Origin of the sequence: Sorangium sp. So ce295, from assembly GCF_051527405.1 — a bacterium.
Taxonomy (GTDB): Bacteria; Myxococcota_A; Polyangia; order Polyangiales; family Polyangiaceae; genus Sorangium; species Sorangium cellulosum_B.
In genome coordinates this window covers 6,577,202-6,590,977 of record NZ_CP150324.1, presented here as the reverse complement: position 1 = coordinate 6,590,977, position 13,776 = coordinate 6,577,202, and the positions used below count along the sequence as shown (strand labels likewise).

General features: G+C 68.7%; 8 protein-coding genes. 2 read left to right on the top strand and 6 right to left on the bottom strand.

From position 1 onward, the window contains the following. Positions 1 to 23 precede the first annotated feature (23 nt). The 3 genes from WMF11_RS24845 to WMF11_RS24835 all read right to left on the bottom strand — a co-directional run bounded on the left by WMF11_RS24845 (position 24) and on the right by WMF11_RS24835 (position 5,335). Positions 24 to 545, bottom strand: coding sequence for a helix-turn-helix domain-containing protein (locus WMF11_RS24845; RefSeq protein WP_437910856.1), 522 nt, complete (start codon positions 543 to 545; stop codon positions 24 to 26). Positions 546 to 992: 447 nt separating this feature from the next. Next, positions 993 to 2,930, bottom strand: a complete 1,938-nt coding sequence (locus WMF11_RS24840) for a DNA gyrase/topoisomerase IV subunit B (RefSeq protein ID WP_437910855.1) — start codon at positions 2,928 to 2,930, stop codon at positions 993 to 995. A gap of 2 nt (positions 2,931 to 2,932) precedes the next feature. After that, on the bottom strand, positions 2,933 to 5,335 hold the full coding sequence (locus WMF11_RS24835) for a DNA gyrase/topoisomerase IV subunit A (protein ID WP_437979136.1): 2,403 nt from the start codon (positions 5,333 to 5,335) through the stop codon (positions 2,933 to 2,935). Between the two features lie 309 nt (positions 5,336 to 5,644). Between WMF11_RS24835 and bamA the strand changes: the two genes are divergently transcribed. Next, complete coding sequence (bamA, locus tag WMF11_RS24830) at positions 5,645 to 8,293, top strand: outer membrane protein assembly factor BamA (RefSeq protein ID WP_437555134.1); 2,649 nt, start codon at positions 5,645 to 5,647, stop codon at positions 8,291 to 8,293. Between the two features lie 212 nt (positions 8,294 to 8,505). Next, a complete protein-coding gene (locus tag WMF11_RS24825) occupies positions 8,506 to 9,291 on the top strand; it encodes a rhomboid family intramembrane serine protease (RefSeq protein ID WP_437910852.1) in 786 nt (261 codons plus the stop codon). Between the two features lie 48 nt (positions 9,292 to 9,339). On the opposite strand, the gene WMF11_RS24820 is transcribed toward WMF11_RS24825, so the two are convergent. The 3 genes from WMF11_RS24820 to dnaG all read right to left on the bottom strand — a co-directional run bounded on the left by WMF11_RS24820 (position 9,340) and on the right by dnaG (position 13,762). Then, positions 9,340 to 9,687 (bottom strand): hypothetical protein, encoded by a 348-nt coding sequence (locus tag WMF11_RS24820; RefSeq protein WP_437979135.1) that lies wholly within the window; start codon positions 9,685 to 9,687, stop codon positions 9,340 to 9,342. An 87-nt stretch (positions 9,688 to 9,774) separates the two neighbouring features. Beyond that, positions 9,775 to 11,694: an RNA polymerase sigma factor RpoD gene (rpoD, locus tag WMF11_RS24815; RefSeq protein ID WP_437301468.1), complete on the bottom strand. Its 1,920-nt coding sequence runs from the start codon at positions 11,692 to 11,694 to the stop codon at positions 9,775 to 9,777. Between the two features lie 118 nt (positions 11,695 to 11,812). Beyond that, complete coding sequence (gene dnaG / locus WMF11_RS24810) at positions 11,813 to 13,762, bottom strand: DNA primase (protein WP_437979134.1); 1,950 nt, start codon at positions 13,760 to 13,762, stop codon at positions 11,813 to 11,815. Positions 13,763 to 13,776: the final 14 nt, after the last annotated feature.

The window sequence follows — 13,776 nt, the reverse complement described above, 5'->3', positions numbered from 1 at the left end:
TATGGCCGATCTCTGCCGTCAGCTCACTCGGCAGAGGCGTCGCTCGGCTCCGTCTCTGCGGCCGGGGGCGGCGTGCTGCCGCGCTTGGACAGGAGGGCGCGGAGCTCCGCAGGCCTGCGGAAGCCGATGCGGCGGGCGACCTCTCCCTCGGTTAGCCCCTCATGAAGGAGCGTTCGCGCGCGCTCCGCACGCACCTCATCGTAATAGACGTGGGGCGATGACCCGAAGGCGGCGCGGAAGAGCCGCGCGAAATGAAACTCGGACAGATCGAGGTCCAGCGCGACCTCGTAAGAACGGATCCTCTGGCCTGCTTCCGCGGCGCTGCGGATGCGGTCGCGGCCGAGCAGGATCCGCTCCGAGGTACTGCGCGGGAGCGGGGCTGCCGAGCGCGGTGGTGGCGTGGATCGGGAGGCGCCGGTCGCTGCAGAGCGCTCGCGCGGCGGCTGCGCGCTGTGGCTCGGCGCAGCGACGCCAGGCGTGGGGAGTGACGCCGGCCGTGCGGCAGGCGCGCCGCTCGGAACCGACAGGGAACATGCGGCCGGCATGCTGTGGGACGAGGAGGGTGCGATCGGAGTCGAGATAGGAAGCGCAGTCGTCACGAGTACCTCTCCAGCGGTGAAAGGGCGGTGTCTCGCGGTCATCGCGGCCACCGGCGCGACGTATTGCAACCAGCAGGCCGCAAGCTGATGCAGCGCTCTCGGCTCACGCGGTTCGGCGTTCAGCAGCACAAAATCCCGCGATTGCCCGGCCACCTGCTCGCGACGTCCGACGGGGTGTGGCCTGCCGTTCACGTGGCACAGGCGCCAGAGATCACCCGCGGTTGGCACATTGTGTCTTCGCGACGTGCACGCCATGGCGGTCGCCTGCATCGCGACATCCTCGCGGCGAGCTCATGGGGGTCAGGGAGGATGAATGCGGGAGCGCGGCGCCGCATCCAACGAGGTCCGCGCGAGGCGCGAAGTCGCCGCGACCTCTCGAACGAGGGATCGATGTCAGACGTCGATCTCGGCGTTCGGCGCGCGCTCCATGATGAAGCGGAAGCGCGCCTGGGCGTCCTTGCCCATCAGCTCGTTGAGGATGCGATCGGTCTCGATCTCTCCCTCGATCACGATGCGCAGCGCGCGCCGGCGTCGGATGTCGAGCGTGGTCGCCTTGAGGTCCTCCGCGGGCATCTCGCCGAGCCCCTTGAACCGCGAGATATCCGCCTTGGCCGTCTTGGGGAGCTTCGCGAGGACCCGGTCGCGCTCCGCGTCGTCGAGCGCCCAGTGCGTCTCCTTGCCGACGTCGATCCTGTAGAGGGGCGGCTGCGCGAGGAACACGTGCCCGCCGCGGAGCAGGCCGGGCAGGTGCCGGTAGAAGAACGTCAGCAGCAGCGTCGCGATGTGCTGGCCGTCGCTGTCGGCGTCCATGAGCAGAAAAATCCTTCCGTAGCGCAACTTGGAGGCATCGAAGTCCTTTCCAAAGCCGCAGCCCAGCGCGCTCACGATGTCCTGGAGCTCCTTGTTGCCGAGCACCTTCGAGGTCGAGGCCTGCTCCGCGTTGAGCACCTTGCCGCGGAGCGGGAGGATCGCCTGGGTCCGGCGGTCCCGGCCCTGCTTGGCCGAGCCACCTGCGCTGTCGCCCTCGACGATGAAGAGCTCGCTCTCGCTCGGATCGGTCGAGGCGCAATCGGCGAGCTTCCCCGGCAGGTTGAGCCGGTGCGACACCGGCGTCTTGCGCAGGACCTGCTGGGTCGCCTCACGCCGCGCCTCCCTGGCGCGCGCCGCCAGGATCGCGCGGGCCACGATCGACTCGCCGGCCGTGCCGTTGTGGAGCATCCACTGCTCGAGCGCCGGCCGGACCAGGCCCTCGACCGCCGGCCCTGCCTCCGCGTTGTTGAGTCGATCCTTCGTCTGCCCCTGGAACTGCGGGTCCTGGATGTAGATGGACAGGACACCCACGATCCCCTCGCGGATGTCGTCGGCCGTCAGCGTCACCCCTTTCGGCTGGACCTTCTTCGCGTCCATGAACGCGCGGACCGCCTTCACGATCGCGGCGCTGAAGCCGGACTCGTGCGCGCCGCCCGCGTGCGTGGGGATACCGTTGACGTACGACTTCACGTACTCGTCGGTCGACTCGGTCCACTGGAGCGCGGCCTCCAGGCGGATCTCGCCCTCGCGCGCGACGTAGAAGATGGTCGGGTGCGTGACCGCCTTGCCGCGCTGGGCGACCAGCTTCGGCAAGAAGTCCGCGATGCCGTTCGGGTGGAGGAGCTCGATCGACTCTCCGGACGAGAGATCTCGGAACGCGATCTCGAGCCCTCCGTGGAGGTACGCCTTGGCCTCCAGGCGCTCGCGGATGGTCTCGGGATCGAAGCGCCGGCCCTGCCCGAAGATCTCCGGATCGGGCCGGAAATGGATGCTCGTGCCGTGCTTGCGGGTGGGCGCGCCCTTCTTGAGCTTGCTGGTCGGCGCGCCGCGCGAGAACGTCTGCTGGTGCTCGAACCCGTCGCGCAGCACCCGGACCTCCACGAGCTCGGAGAGTGCGTTGACGACGCTCGATCCGACGCCGTGGAGCCCGCCTGAGACCTTGTAGTTGTCGCTCGCGAACTTCCCGCCTGCGTGCAGCGTGCAGAAGATGAGCTCGAGCGCGGGGCGCTTGTACCTGGGATGGACGTCCACCGGGATCCCGCGCCCGTCGTCGATCACGGTGGCGCCCTGGAGATCGGCGTCGAGCGTCACCTCGATCCGCTTCGCGTGCCCGTTGATGGCCTCGTCGACGGCGTTGTCGACGATCTCCCAGAGCAGGTGGTGGTAGCCCCTGGCGTCGGTGCCGCCGATGTACATGGCGGGGCGCTTGCGGACGGGCTCGAGCCCCTCGAGCACCTCGATGTCAGCGGCCGTGTAACGTGCGCCGGAAGCGGCGCGGACCGGGGGATTCGTGGCGGCCATGTTCAGCTCACCTCCAGCGTCGGTACGACGACGGCCGGCGGCACCACGCGGGCGAAGCGGTCGCGTCGTGCGACAGGCTCGCCCTGGGTGCCGCGCTGGCCGGCGATTTTGCTCGCGGCGATCTCGAGCGTCTTGCCCTTCTCCGTCTCGACCGTGATCGCGTCGCTCGGCCTGAGGGCGAGCGCGGCGCCGACCAGGCGCTCACCTTCGGCGACCCGCATGACGACGGAGCCCTTGCCCGGGCCGGAGAGCAGGGCGAGCTCCTCCACGGCCACGCTGAGCGCCCAGGCGTCGCTCGAGGCGCAGAGCACCCGGTCGGCGCCGTCCACCGCGTGGACGAAGAGCACCTCATCGCCCTCGTTCAGCCTGGCGAAGCGGCGTCCGGAGCGCGTCGATGGATCGCGGTGCGGCCGCAGCGAGAACCTGAAGCCGAGGCCTCCTCGGGTGATCGCCAGCGCGAAGGGCGGCTCCGGCTCGGCGGAGTCCGGGGTCTGCGCCGGGACGTCGAGCGCCCTCGGATCGAAGGACATCAGCGCGATCAGCCGCTCGCCGTCGGCCAGCTTGAACAGCTTCTGCACGGGATCGCCGTAGCCGGTCGACTGCGGCACCTCGTGGATGCGGCACACGTAGCACGCGCCGAGGTTCGAGAAGAACGCGACCGTCGACCGCGTCGAGCCGGCGACGGCCGCGAGGACGCTGTCTCCCTCGCGGATGCGCGTCGAGGCGAGATCCTTCACCTCGCGGACCCGCTTCACCCAGCCCTGCGCCGAGAGGATCACGTTCGCGTCCTCGGCCACGATGAAGTCCTCCGCCTGGTACTCGGGCTCGTCGATCGAGCCGACCACCTTCGTGCGGCGCTTCTCGCCGTAGGATCCCTTGATCTCGACGAGCTCGTCGCGGACGATCCCCCAGCGCTTCGCGTCGCTCCGGAGCAGCCCTTCGATCCGCTTGGCCTCCGCGCGCTTCTCGCCGAGATCCTTCTGCACGAGCTGGATCTCGAGCCGCGCCAGCCTGTAGAGCTTGAGCTCGAGGATCGCGTCCGTCTGCTCCTCGTTGAGGGTGAAGCGCTTCATCAGCTTCTCGGCCGCGTCGGCCTTGCCCTCGCTCTTGCGGATGATCCGGATCACCTCGTCGAGCGCGTCGAAGATCTTCTCGAACCCCTCGAGGATCGTGATCCGCCGCCTCAGCTCGCCGAGCTCGAACTCGAGCCGCCGCGTCACCGTCGCGTAGCGGAAGTCGAGGAACTTCGTCAGGATCTCGTGCAGGCCGAGCCGCCGCGGCGCGGCGATCTCCGCGTTGTCGGTGGGCACGAGGCAGGTGAGGTTCACCTGCACGTTGATCGCGAGCGGCGTCTGTTTGTAGAGGTACGCCATCACGAGCTGCGCGTCGGCGCCGCGCTTGAGCTCCATCACGATGCGCACCTCGCCGGTCGACTCATCGCGCACGTCCACGAGCGTCGGCAGCTTCTTGGAGAGGATCACCTCGGCGATCTTCTCGACGATCGCCTTCCGCTCGACGCCGTACGGGATCGAGGTGATCACGATCTGCGGAGCGGCGCCGCGCTTGCCGTCGCCCTCTTCCAGCTGCCACTCGCCGCGGAGCTTCAGCGAGCCCTGGCCTGCCGTGTAGATGGCCTCGAGCTCCTTCTTCGTCGCGTGCAGCTGACCTCCGGTCGGGAAATCCGGCCCCTTCACGTACGAGAGCAGCCGGTGCGTGGTGAGCTCGCGGCTCTCGATCAGCGCGACGCACGCGTCGATCACCTCGCCCAGGTTGTGCGGCGGGATGCTCGTCGCCATCCCGACAGCGATCCCCTGCGAGCCGTTCACGAGGAGGTTGGGGAAGCGCGACGGAAGGACGATCGGCTCGAAGCGAGTCCCGTCGTAGTTGGGACGAAAGTCCACGGTGCGCTGGCCGAGCTCGCTGAGCAGCTCCAGCGCCAGGGGCCGGAGCTTCGCCTCGGTGTAACGCATCGCGGCGGGCGCATCGCCGTCCACCGAGCCGAAGTTCCCGTGGCCGGCGATGAGCGGCGCCCGCATCACGAAGTCCTGCGCGAGCCGGACCATCGCGTCGTAGATCGCGACGTCGCCGTGCGGGTGGTACTTGCCCATCACGTCACCGACGACCGCGGCGCTCTTCCGGTACTTCGCGTCCGGCCCGAGGTGCAGGTCGTGCAGCATCGCGTAGAGGATGCGGCGCTGCACCGGCTTCAACCCGTCGCGGACGTCGGGCAGCGCGCGCGACGTGATGACGCTGAGCGCATAGTTCAGGTACCGGCGCTGCGCCTCGTCGGCGAGCGAGGTGTCGGGCGCCGGGGGCGGCGGCGGCTCGCTGTCACCGGGCCGGCCGCCACGGCGGCCCTTGCGGGACGCGTCACCGTCGGACGGAAGGGAGGGGGTTCGAGACACGCGATGCTCCAGGGAGTGCGCGGGCACCGGACGAACAGGTGCTCCGATGTTCAGGTGAACGCTGGCGAGCCTCGGCAATTACCCAGGGGCTCGCGCTCGGTCAAGGCTGCCTCGCGGGAATTTCTCGCAGCGCGTGCTCGCCTGCGCTCGTGCGGACCCTGGCATAGCGTCAGATGGCCGCGAGATCGACCCGAACGCGGGCAGCGCAGCGCGGCCTGACGGCGACGCCTTGATTTCGGCGTCCGCCCTTGAGACTCACGGCGCGCTGGGCTACGGGGTGGCGCCTTGTACGCGACAGGCACCCGACCCATGCTTCGCCTTCTCGGCCGCTGGCTGCGGCTCGTCTGGCTCGGCCTCTTCCTGGTGTTCGTTGCAGTAGCGGCGATACGGCCCCGGCTCGCGGCAGCTCAGGTGCCCGGAGGTGCTCCGGGCGCGCAGCCCCCCCGGGGCGGCGCCGCGCCGCCTCCCGCCCCGGCCAGCGCTGCGCAGCCGCCCGCGCCGGCCGACGCGACCGCAGGAGCCCAGCCTGGCGCCGGTACACCTGCGCAGGTCGCCGCCGACGCCGTCGAGCCGACGATCCATCTGGCGCCCACGGAGGCCGAGCTCGCTCGGGGGCAGCCGGTCGTTCAGGTCGCCATCGCCGGCAACCGGCGGGTCTCGACCGAGGACGTGCTCGTCTACCTCGGGCAGACGCGGGTCGGCAGGCCGTTCACCCCCGAGGGGCTGGCGCGCGACGTGCGCGAGCTCTGGGACTCCGGCCTGTTCGACGACGTCGAGGTCGACCTCACGCGCCGCGACGACGGCGTGAGCCTGAGGGTGCTGGTCCGCGAGCGCCCGAGCATCAAGGCCATCGAGTTCTCCGGCAACAAGGAGATCGACGGCGAGGACCTCACCGAGGCGCTCTCGGTCGAGATCAAGACCGGCACGATCCTGAGCTACGCGGCGATCCGGCGTGGCGTGCAGAAGCTCCGCGACAAGTACGCCGAGGAGGGCTTCTTCCTCGCCGAGGTCAGCTACGAGGTCAAGCCGGAGCGGGAGAACCAGGTCACCGTCAAGTTCACGATCAAGGAGCACTCGCCGGTCACCGTCCGGCGCATCACGTTCATCGGCAACCAGAACATCTCGGACGAGGAGCTCCGGGAGGTCATGATCACGGGGCAGGGGGGCTTCTTCGCCTTCGGCACCGGCGGTCCGTTCCGCCAGGACGCGTTCGAGCGCGACGTCCTCGTGATCAACGCGCTCTACTACGATCGTGGCTTCCTCGCGGCGCAGGTCGCGACGCCCAGGGTGATGCTCACGCCCGACCGTACGGGCATCGAGGTCACGATCACGATCAACGAGGGGCCGCGCTTCCGCATCCGCTCGCTCCGCGTCTACGAGCGCGACGCCGACGGCCGCGAGATCGAGCCGCTCGGCGGGCGCCGCGCGCTGCGCGAGATGGTGCGGGCCAAGCCGGGCGACTGGTTCAACCGCGCCGAGCTCGCGAAGGATCTCGGCGCGATCCAGACGCTCTACCGGGACGCCGGGTACGCCAACGTCGAGGCGTCGCCTGACACCCAGCTCGACCCGGACAGGCGCGAGGTCGACATCACCGTCGGCATCCGCAGAAACCAGCTCGTCTACTTCGGGCGCATCGAGATCCGCGGCAACACGAAGACGCGGGACAAGGTGATCCGCCGCGAGATGGAGGTGGAGGAGCGGCGGCTGTTCAGCGAGACGAAGCTGGAGCGCTCGAAGCAGCGGATCACGGCGCTCGGCTACTTCGAGCGGGTCGACATCTCCACCGAGCAGGGCGACGACCCCCAGCACATCAACGTCAACGTCGACATCGGCGAGAAGCCGACGGGCACCTTCCAGATCGGCGCGGGCTTCTCGAGCGTCGAGAACTTCATCGCGACGGCGCAGGTCCAGCAGGCGAACCTGCTCGGGAGCGGCCAGTCGCTGTCGCTCCAGGCGCAGATCTCCGGATCGCGGCGCCTCATCGACGTCCGCTTCTTCGAGCCGTACCTGTTCGACAGCCCGTTCTCCGCGGCGGTGAGCGTCTACAACCAGCTGCGGACCTACACGGAGTTCTCGCAGACCTCCACCGGCGGCTCGCTCACGCTCGGCTACCCGCTCATCGAGCCGGAGCTGCGCGCGCAGCTGACCTACACGCTGGAGAACGACGAGATCTCGTCGGCCACGAACACCGGCCTCGGCACGGCAGAGGAGCGCGCCTCGTTCCAGCGGCTCCCGCTCTACAACCTCTTCAACGCCGGGCTCACGTCGAGCATCCGCCCTGCGCTCACCTTCGACACGCGCAACAACCAGCTCTTCCCGACCTCGGGCATTTACCTGCAGGGCTCGGTGGAGCTCGCCCACAGCGCGTTCGGCAGCGAGAACGAGTTCCTGCGGTACCGCGCCACGGGGAGGTTCTACTACCCGATCACGGACAGCCTGGTCCTCAAGCTGAACACCGAGGCCGGCATGGTGACGAGCCCCAACCCGCAGGGCGTGCCGATCTTCGCCCGCTTCTTCCTGGGCGGCATCCTCGACGTGCGCGGCTTCGAGATCCGGGACATCGGCCCGCGCCTCCCGCTCCGCGAGTCGCTCGATCCGAACTCGCTGCCCATCGCGAACGGCGCGAACATCGGCGGCAACCTGATGTACTACCAGAACCTCGAGCTGGAGTTCCCGATCCTCGAGGCCGTGCAGATCAAGGGCGTCGTCTTCACGGATCTGGGCAACGCCTGGAACCTCGAGAAGCTCTACTGCAACGCCGCCCCCGCATCGCCGCACGACGTCACGAACCCGTGCTTCTCGGCCGAGCGCCTCCTCGACGTCCGCACCTCGTGGGGATTCGGGCTCCGGTGGTTCTCCCCGCTCGGACCGCTGCGCTTCGAGTGGGGCTTCCCGTTCAAGCGGCTGCCCTACGAAGAGACGTACAAGTTCGAGTTCAACATCGGCAACTTCTTCTGAGCCGCTAGCCAGCGGACGCAGCAGGGACGTGCGCGCTCCCGGGGGGGCTGCCGGGGTGACTGTGCGCGGCCGGGCGGGCCCTGCCCCGGAGCGTCCTGGATGGCGCGCAGCGGGTGTCGCGGCCGCTGGATGGGGGGCGGCGCCGGGCGGATCGCCGTGAAGTCCGGGGGCAGCGGTTGCTCGTCGGGGGCGCCGCTGTTAGGTGGAGATCCATGCGCCCGGAGCACAGCTCGATGGGGTTCCCCAAGCCAGGCAAGGCCCTGCTGGGGATGATGATAGCGATCGGCTGTATCTGGGTGATGTTCACCCTGGGCCTGAACTGGGGGGGCGCCGGCGAAGGCGTGCTCCGTCCGTTCCTCGGGATCAGCGAGAAGGTGCTCCACGGTCAGGTGTGGCGGCTGCTCACGGCGCCGCTCGTCCACAGCCCGAGCAATCCCTGGCACTTCATCTGGACGCTGCTCGGCCTGTACTTCTTCGGCACCTCGCTCGAGGAGCGCTGGGGCGCCGGTCGCATGGTTGCGTTCCTCTTCGGCTCCGCGGCCTTCGCGTTCGCGCTTCAGGTGGCCGTCGGCGCCATCTTGCCGCAGGTGGAGCAGCCCGTGTTCTACGGCGGGTTCGGGATGGTCGGGGCGGTCTCCGTTGCGTGGGCGCTCGCGCACCGTCACGCCACGGTCCGCCTCTTCTTCGTCATCCCGGTGACGGGCACGATGCTGCTCGTCTTCATCTTCGCGATATCGGTGTTCTACGTGATCTCCAAGACTGCGCCGCCCCCGGAGGGGCAGATCACGCCGTTCGGCGCAATGCTCGCGGGCTACCTCTTCGGTGACTTCTCTCCGCTGCGTCGCTTCTATCTACGGATGCGCTTCCGCCAGCTGCAGGCGCAATCCGCGGCGCTCCGTCGCGTCCCCGCGGCGCGCGGCCGCTCCGGTGGCGTCCCGCTCCGGGTCATCCCCGGCGGCCAGAAAGACCCGCCGAAGGACAAGCGCTTCCTGAACTGAGATCGCCGCGGCGCGCCCGTCATGCCCCTCAGGCGCGGGCGCACGCGTTCACGGCGCGGCGCACCGACGGAGCTCCTCGAGCGTCTTCGCGCGCGTCAGGCAGCCGAGCTCGCCGGGGTCCACCTTGCTCCCGGCGAGCTCCCGCTTGCAGTCGGATGTCCACTCCGACGAGAGCCTCTCGCCCTCGCTGTCGATCACCACAGAGGCTTTCCCCGGGCCCCCTTTCGCGGCGGACCCCACCCGCTTTGCCTCCGCTGCCCATGCGGTGCGCATGCCCTCGCCGATCGTGCGGCAGTCTTCTTCGGACATCGTCTTGGTGCAGCCGCCGAGGACCGCGCTCGCGAGCACGAGGAGGGCCACGACGGCGCGCTGCTCGCCGAGCGAACGGCTGCCCACGCGAGCGCGTGCTTGGCCAGCGAGAGGCCGGCAGCGCGGCCTGCGCGGGAGAGCTGCCTTCATTGGGCGAGCAGGCCAGCCCACGGACTAGCTGTCGATGAAGCTCTTGAGCTGCTTCGAGCGGCTGGGGTGCCGGAGCTTGCGGAGCGCCTTCGCCTCGATCTGCCGGATGCGCTCGCGCGTGACCTCGAAGTCCTGACCGACCTCTTCGAGCGTATGGTCGCTCTTCTCGCCGATGCCGAAGCGCATCCGGAGCACCTTCTCCTCGCGCGGCGTCAGCGTCTTCAGGACCTTACGGGTCTGCTCCGCGAGGTTCATGTTGATCACGGCCTCCGCGGGCGAGATCACGCTCTTGTCCTCGATGAAGTCGCCAAGGTGCGAGTCCTCTTCCTCGCCGATGGGGGTCTCGAGCGAGATCGGCTCCTTCGCGATCTTCAGGACCTTGCGCACCTTGTCGAGCGGGAGCTCCATCTTCTCGGCGATCTCCTCGGGGGTCGGCTCGCGGCCGTACTCCTGCACGAGGTAGCGCGAGGTGCGGATCAGCTTGTTGATCGTCTCGATCATGTGGACCGGGATGCGGATCGTCCGCGCCTGGTCCGCGATCGCGCGGGTGATCGCCTGCCGGATCCACCACGTCGCGTACGTCGAGAACTTGTAGCCGCGCTTGTACTCGAACTTGTCGACGGCCTTCATGAGGCCGATGTTCCCTTCCTGGATGAGGTCCAGGAACTGGAGGCCGCGGTTCGTGTACTTCTTCGCGATGGAGACCACGAGGCGGAGGTTCGCCTCGACCAGCTCCGCCTTGGCGCGCTCCGCCATCCGCTCGCCCTCGCGGATGTTCTCGTAGGTATCGCGGATCGCGGCGACGTCGATGTTGAGCTCTTCCTCGACCTTCTTCAGGCCCTTCTGGGCGTTCTTGATGGTCGATTCGAAGTCGTTGAGCTCCTCGCGGTTGACGTTGAGCTTCTTGGCGAGCCGCCCCTCGAGGGCGCGGTTGCCCTTCACCTTGATGAGCTCGCGCTTGAGCTCGCCCTTCGAGAGCCCTGTGCGCCGCTCCAGCTCCGTCGCGCCCGCCTCGGCCTTCTCGACCTTCGAGATGAGGCTCTTCAGCTTCTGGACGATCTTGTCGATCGTCCGCTTGTTGAGGCGCATCTCCTCGAGCGTCGTCACGAGCTCGGCTGTCGCCTGCGTCACCTCGACGTCGATCTGCTTGCGGCGGACCTCCGTCTTCACCTCTTTACGCTCCTCCAGGAGCTCCGCCTTCTTCTTGTCGACGCGCTTCACCTTGTCGATGAGGCGGATGATGCGCCGGTCGGCCTCCTCCTCGTCGAACTCCTGGTCGTCGTTCTCGGCGTCCTTGATGAGCTCCTTCACCCGGATCTTGTGCTTCCGGAGCTTCTCGCCGAGATCGATGATCTCGCGGACGGCGATGGGGGAGTCGAGGATGGCGGCGTTGACCTTCTGCTCGCCGATCTCGATCCGCTTCGCGATCTCGACCTCGCCCTCGCGGGTGAGCAGCGAGACGCTGCCCATCTTCCGGAGATACATCCGGACGGGGTCGTTCGACTTCGAGTAGTAGTCGACGTCCTCTTCCTCGCGGTCGGGCGTGACGACGAGCTTCTTCTCGCCCGCCTCCTCGTCCGCGATGCGCTTCGGCGCGATCTTCACCTGGGTCGCGCCGTCGACGATCTCGATGTCCTCGTCGCCGAGGGCGCCCACCACGTCGTCGAGCTGATCGGGCGCGACGTCCGCGGGGAGCGCGTCGTTCACCTCGTCATAGGTGAGAAAGCCTTTGCTCTTGCCGGTTTCAACGAGCTTTTCGAGCGTCTTCCGGTCCTTCTCTGACCGCTCGGCCCGGATGCCCGCGTCTCCTTTGTTGCTAGGGCGCGCCCCCCCCTCGGCGTGCCCGCGTGTCGATGCGTGCCGCGCGCCGTTCAGCGCGCCGCCCCCCGCCGCCCTCGCGACCCCGCCTGCCCGACCGGAAGATTGCTTGGCCTTGCTCGCCATTACCTCATGCTCCACTTACGGCGATCAGCTCGCCGCGACCGACAAGACACCCAATGACTCCGATAAACTCTAGGGATCACGCACGTCGGGTCGCCACGGCGAGGCGACCCGGAACGCATCAAGGAAGACCGAGACCCCCCGCTCTTCGCTGGAATAGCTCACGCAGCAAAGCGTTTTCAGCATCAGCGTCGACGGCGCTCTTCTGGAGCTGGCTCACGACGGCTGCTTTTTGTCGCGCTAGGGCTTGTCTGCTCAACTTTTGTGAATTCTCCAAGAGCGTCGCCTTGGCCGTTGAGGCCGCTTCGAAGACAGGCGAGACCAGCCGTCCAGCCGCGAATGAATGGATCGGAGCCGGGACTTGCGCAAGAAATTCGCTGGCGGCAAGACCCATTTCAAAAGTGAAATTGTGACGCGCCGCAACAATCGCCAGGGCGACGTCGCCTTCGAGGCACTCCAGCGCCGTCTGGAGATCGTCGTCGGCCAGCAGCTCGGGAAAATCGAGGATCGCGCCCAGGATCTCCAGGCTTACTTCCTGGATTTGCGCGCGTGAGCGAGCGCGCTCCCACGTCTCGGTCGTCTGTCCGGAGGGGATCACCTCGCGGGTGGGCTGGCTCCGCGGGCGGGAGAGGGACTCCTCGACGACGCGCTCCAACTGCCGGAGGTCGTCCGGTGAGCGGCCGCCGATCACGAGCTTCGAGGAGAGGCGATCGGCGTAGAGCTTCGCCATCATCCTGAGGTTCGGGTCGTCCTCTTCGGCGAGCAGCGTCGTCACGGCGCGCACGCGGGCGAGCTGCTCGGGCAGCGACGAGCCTCCGAAGCTGTCGCCGTCGAGCGCCTCGTCGATCAGGTGCTCGAGCAGGCCGCGCGCCGCCTTGACGATGCGCGTGATCGCCTCCGGGCCGTGCTTGCGCGCGAGGTCGTCCGGATCGACGCCCGAAGGCAGCACGGCGACGCGCGCGCTGAGCCCCGCCTCACGGCACGGCGCGCGCGCCGCGCGCGTGGCCTTCTTGCCGGCCGCGTCGCCGTCGAACAGCAGGATGACCGCGGGAGCGAAGCGCTTGATGAGCTTCGCCTGTCCGGGCGTGAAGGCGGTCCCGAGCGGAGCGATCGCCTGGCCGATGCCGCGCGCGTGGAGCGCGACGACGTCGAAGTTGCCTTCCACGAGGATCGCCTCGCCGCGCTGACGGATCGCCTGGCGCGCCTGGTGCAGCCCGAAGAGGTGCTCGCCCTTCGTGTAGATCGGCGACTCGGGGCTGTTGATGTACTTCGCCGGCGCGCCGTCGGCCTGCGGCGCAGGGCCGGTGAGGCCGAGCGACGAGAGCTCGGAAGGGCTGGGATCGGGCAACGCGCGTCCGCTGAACGCGATCACCCGGCCCATCACGTCGGTGACGGCGAACATGAGCCGGTGCCGGAAGCGGTCGTAGTGTCCGCTCCCCGACGAGCGCGGCACGAGGAGCCCGACGCGCTCCGCGAGGACCGGAGAGACGCCTTGCTGTCGCAGGTACGTGGAGAGCCCGTCCCATCCGAACGGGGCGTAGCCGATCCGGAACGCCTGGAGGGCGTCGGCGATCGGATCGGTGGCTCCATCGCCGTCGCGGAGCGGCAGGCCGCGCCGCTCGAGCTCCTCGTGAGCGTGGCGCGCGAGCGGGTGAGGAGCGCTGCCCGGCCCCCCGCGGAGGCTGTGCTCGAAGAACGTCGCGGCGAGGTGGTTGACGGCGTAGAGGTCGTCCTTCGACCTGCGCGCCGCCTGGGCCTCGCGCCGCTCGGCCTCGGTCAGCGACTCCGCCACCTCGATGCCGGCGCGCTCGGCGAGCGCGCGGACCGCCTCGGCGAACGTCCGGCCTTCGAGCTTCATCACGAAGTCGATGGCGCTGCCGGTCTCCTTGCAGCCGAAGCAGTGGTAGAACCCGCGGTTCGGGCTCACGTGGAAGCTAGGCGTCTTCTCCTTGTGAAAGGGGCAGAGCCCGGTGAAGGAGTGCCCTCGGCGGGCGAGGCGCACGCTTTCGCCGATGAGCGCTACGAGATCCGTGCGCTCTTTCACGAGCGCGATCGTCTCCGGAGAGATCATGGGCTGCCTTGGGG

What these genes read in the sequence shown, in the direction of transcription:
- rpoD (WP_437301468.1), bottom strand. Translation starts at nt 11,694, where the DNA reads ATGGCGAGCAAGGCCAAGCAATCTTCCGGTCGGGCAGGCGGGGTCGCG.
- WMF11_RS24825 (WP_437910852.1), top strand. Translation starts at nt 8,506, where the DNA reads ATGCGCCCGGAGCACAGCTCGATGGGGTTCCCCAAGCCAGGCAAGGCC.
- WMF11_RS24845 (WP_437910856.1), bottom strand. Translation starts at nt 545, where the DNA reads ATGCCGGCCGCATGTTCCCTGTCGGTTCCGAGCGGCGCGCCTGCCGCA.
- bamA (WP_437555134.1), top strand. Translation starts at nt 5,645, where the DNA reads ATGCTTCGCCTTCTCGGCCGCTGGCTGCGGCTCGTCTGGCTCGGCCTC.
- dnaG (WP_437979134.1), bottom strand. Translation starts at nt 13,762, where the DNA reads ATGATCTCTCCGGAGACGATCGCGCTCGTGAAAGAGCGCACGGATCTC.
- WMF11_RS24840 (WP_437910855.1), bottom strand. Translation starts at nt 2,930, where the DNA reads ATGGCCGCCACGAATCCCCCGGTCCGCGCCGCTTCCGGCGCACGTTAC.